The organism is Bartonella sp. CM86QHHN (assembly GCF_042194695.1).
In the GTDB taxonomy this organism is placed as follows: Bacteria; Pseudomonadota; Alphaproteobacteria; order Rhizobiales; family Rhizobiaceae; genus Bartonella.
The window spans coordinates 1-4,131 of the sequence record NZ_JBHIND010000009.1; the positions used below are offsets into that span (position 1 = coordinate 1).

At 47.0% G+C, this 4,131-nt stretch carries 4 protein-coding genes; all 4 read left to right on the plus strand.

Features of this window, described 5'->3' with window-relative positions:
- Nucleotides 1-1,200, plus strand: a 1,200-nt coding sequence (locus ACFIKX_RS00745) for a phage tail sheath family protein (RefSeq protein WP_375629601.1), incomplete at its 5' end; no start/stop codon positions are given.
- Nucleotides 1,201-1,203: 3 nt separating this feature from the next.
- Entirely contained in the window at nucleotides 1,204-1,722 is a 519-nt protein-coding gene (locus tag ACFIKX_RS00750) for a phage major tail tube protein (protein WP_015856800.1), read from the plus strand.
- A 41-nt stretch (nucleotides 1,723-1,763) separates the two neighbouring features.
- Nucleotides 1,764-2,177, plus strand: coding sequence for a hypothetical protein (locus ACFIKX_RS00755; RefSeq protein ID WP_375629604.1), 414 nt, complete (start codon nucleotides 1,764-1,766; stop codon nucleotides 2,175-2,177).
- A gap of 131 nt (nucleotides 2,178-2,308) precedes the next feature.
- A partial coding sequence (locus ACFIKX_RS00760) for a phage tail tape measure protein (protein ID WP_375629607.1) occupies nucleotides 2,309-4,131 on the plus strand: 1,823 nt, incomplete at its 3' end.

Sequence of the window (4,131 nt, forward strand, 5' to 3'; positions counted from 1 at the left end):
ATTGGGGCGGTTGTTACAGCCCCTGATGCTGACAACCAAGTTTTTCCCCTCGACGAGCCCGTGTTGGTCTTCACCCATGAGACAGAAAAAATCCAAAAGCTTGAAACAAGAGGCACAGCTCTTGATGTGATTAACGCCGTGTGCGCGCAGGGGATCGAGGCACAAATTATTCTTGTGCGGGTGGAAGAAAAATTAACCATTGCTGAGACACAAACCGAAATGGTGGGATCCAATGTTGCTTTAACCGGTGTGCATGCCTTAGCGCATGCGCGGGGGCATTTGGGTGTGGAACCTGGAATTCTCTTAGCACCGGCTTATAGTGCAGGGCGGATTGATAATGGCAAAAACCCTGTGGCAGACGCTTTGGAACAGGTTGCAGAAAAGCTACAAGCGATTGCGGTTTTTGATACGGGGGGTAAAAACACGCAAGAAAGTCTTGCCTATCGTGCAGATTTTTCCTCACGCTTTTGTTATTTGATTGATCCCTTTGTACGGGTGGCAAATCGTGAGGGGGGTGTTAGTGTTAAACCGGCAAGTCCTTTTGCTGCCGCCATGTTTATCAAACGTGACAAGCAAAGGGGCGGTGTTTTTTGGTCTCCTTCCAACCAAGATGTGCATGGCATTTTAGGGACAGCACGCCCCATTAGCTATTTTGATGGGGAAATTGATCATGAGGCAAATCGCCTTAACCAAGCCGATATTGCGACCTTTATTCCAGCACGACTTAGCCAAAATGCGCAGGGAGAAGTAGCTTCCAATGGGCGCATTTTATGGGGAAATCATACCACCTCCAGTGATCCACTTTGGCGCTTTGTCAATGTGGTGCGCACCCGTGCAGCTTTGGAAAAAACCATCATTAACAATTTGCGCCCTTGGGCGAATGATGAAAACCTTACTGGCCAACATGTTATTGCCATTACCCGCAGCCTCACGCAGTTTCTTGATGATATGATTGCGCGTGGTGCATTGCTTGGTGGGCGGGTTTGGTTTGACCGCGATTTAAATTCCAACAGCACTTTACAATTGGGAAAATTGCGGGTCGAATTTGATGCAGAAGAAGTGCCACCTTTAGAAGATTTAAGCTTTGGTAGCCGGCGCAATAGCGCTTATTTTGACCGTTTGGCGCAAGATATCCAAAAGAAAATGACTTATCAATTTGGCGATACGCTTGAAACTTATCGCAAAGCAGCAAGGAGTTAGAGCATGACTTTACGCATTGTACGCGGTTTTACCTTGATTGTTGATGATGATGTGAATCTTCACCTTGATCTTGAAACCCTCAAATTACCTACGTTGGAAGAAATTACAGAAACCTATCAACCGGGCGGCTCTGATATGCAAATTGATGTGAGCGGTCTTGGTGTGAAAGCTTTGAGTTTACAAATGAAAATCCGCAGCCATACCCCCGAAATTATCGGCATCTTTGGTGGTCCTCCTGGGCTTCGTCATAAATTCACAGGCAAAAAACATGTGATCTCTGAAGAAGATGGACGCGAGCATGAGCATTCCATTGATGTGACAGGGCGGTTGGTCAAAGTGGATAGCGAAGGCTTAACAGCTGGGAAAGCGACAGGCTATGATTGCGAGATCAAAAATGTTTGGGACTATACGGAATTTTGGGATGGTTCTGTTTTGCACCGCTTTTCTTTTAAACGGGGCGGCTGGCTTGTCCGCAATGGGCAAGAGATCGGTTCTCGCCGCCGCTCTATTCTCAACTTATAAGCTCTCATTATTGATAGGGTTCTCATTTATAGGAATTGATCATGACAAGTTTACAAACCAGCATTGACGTGGAATTGCAGGTTCCGCTTCCTTATCAAGATAAAGGTGGCAAAGAATCTCTCTGCAAGAAACTGACCTTTTATCGCCCCACTTTTAAGCATGCCAAGCAATTAGCGGTGCTCATTGGACCACAATTGACAGAGCTGCTGCTTCCTGAGTTTGGAGAGCAAAAAACCACTTTGAGCAATGATGTGCTTATCACGAAGCTTTCTCAAGTTTTGTTCACAAGTGAGGCAACAGAAGGCATCACAGCACTTTTGGCTGATATGTCACATGAATCTATTGAATTGATTGAGCGAGTTGATGTGATGGATATTGTCGCAATATTGAAGGCTTTTTTTGCTTTTTTTACGCAACGCCAATCCTCTCTGCCAGACAATTTGGGGCAGAACTAGCTCTTTATTATCACTGGGCGCCTTCAGAGATTAACCAGATGGATTGGCTGGATGTGATTGCCTATCGAGAAGAACTCGCGCGCTTTAAAGCCCAAGAATATGAAAGCCATCAGTTAGGATAAGAGACGATCATGGATGTTTCTCTTGTTGTGCGTTTTGTTAATCATCTGCAAGAGGGGATCGCTTCTGCCAAGCGAGATCTTGCAGCCTTTAGTTCAGATGTTGCGCATTTCCAAAACAAGACAAGGCAGCATTTTAAAGGGTGGTTTGACCCTGAGCATCTTAAGAAAGCTACAGCCCATGCAGAAAATGCTTTTATCCATGCGCGTGGACGTATGGTGGGGGCGATTGCGCAAACAGCAACCTTAATTGCACCGCTCTATAAAGCCATGCAATTTGATCAATCGATGAAAGGCTTGGAAAAGGTTCTCGATGCCCCCCTTGATCGCTTAAAGGAATTGCGCCGTTTTGCGCTTGAAACCTCCACCAAGATTCCGTTAGCGGCGCGTGAAGTCTTAGAATTGATGACCAGTGCTAGCCAAGCAGGCATTGGTGAACAAGATCTGGAAGCTTTTAGCATTTATGCTGCCAAAGCGGCTGTTGCTTTTGATATGACGGGGGATCAGATTGGGGAGCGCTTTGCCAAATTGCGCAATGTCTTTAAGCTTAATCAGGAAGGCATTGAAGATCTAGGTGATGCTATCAATCATCTCTCGAACCACATGGCGGCAAAAGCCAGTGAAGTGTCTGATTTTACCAATCGTGCTACCGGTGCGGCAACCATGTTTAAGCTCACTGCGCGCGAAACCGCGGCATTTGGTACAGCGATGATTTCTGCTGGGATTGTTCCAGAGAGTGCTGCGCGTGGTTTTAATGCCATGAGTGCGCGCATTCAAGCAGGGGGCAAGCATATTGAAGATGCTTTTGCCAATATTGGGCTTTCTCGCGAAAAATTCATGCAAGATCTGGACAAAGATGCCACCGGCACCTTGCTGCGCTTTTTTAATGTGTTGGGTAAATCCGAACAGGGGATGCGCTCGCTGATTGCCATTGCGGGGCGCGATTTTACTGGTGATTTTGCCAAATTGGTGGGCAATCCAGAATTGTTAGGGCAAGCTTTAGATTATGTGAAAGATCCACAAGTCTTTAAAGGTTCGGTAGAGCAAGAAGCAGACAAACAAGCAACCGGTGCTATGCGGCAATTTGAACTCTTGCAAAACCGTATTGTAGCTCTGGGCATCACCATTGGTGAAGTGCTTCTGCCTCCTCTCAACAGTTTGATGGAAAGTGTTGGTAATTTTACTAATGGGCTTATGGCGTGGGCGAATGCGCACCCAACTTTAACAAGCGCCATTATCAAAACCATTGCCGCTCTGATGGCTTTTAATATTGCTCTGCGCGTGTTGCGCTTTACCATGGCTGGCACACGTCTTGGGCTTCTTCAATTGATGGGCTCTTTTATCAAGCTTAGAGTACTCAGTCGTGGTGTTGCTGCAAGCTGGCGGGGCTTAGCAGCCGCAGGGCGCTCGCTGGGCTTGCTAACCGCGGGTCTTGGGGCAAGTTCACTCCGACTCTTACGCCCCATAACTTTACTGGTAGGGGCTTTACGGGGGATTGCTGTCTCAGGAAGTGCATTTGCTGCCTCTTTTGGTTGGATGGGGACAGTGATCGAAGTGGTTGGGGCAAGTCTTTCCTCTGTTGTGGGGGGTATTTTTACCCCAATAGGGGCTGTGGTTGCTGCTGTTGTGGCGGTCATACTGGCTGCTGGTTTTGCTTTGTGGAAATATTGGGATCGTTTTTCTTCTTTTGTCAAAGGTTTTGCACGGGGGGTATCTCGGGCTTTTGGGCGTGCCTTTGAAGCCGTCATGCGCTTTTTTGGTGCTGATACCACCACCATCACCAAATGGAAAAATATCATTGCTGCTGCTTTTGATCTCTCTTCCCATTGGCAAAA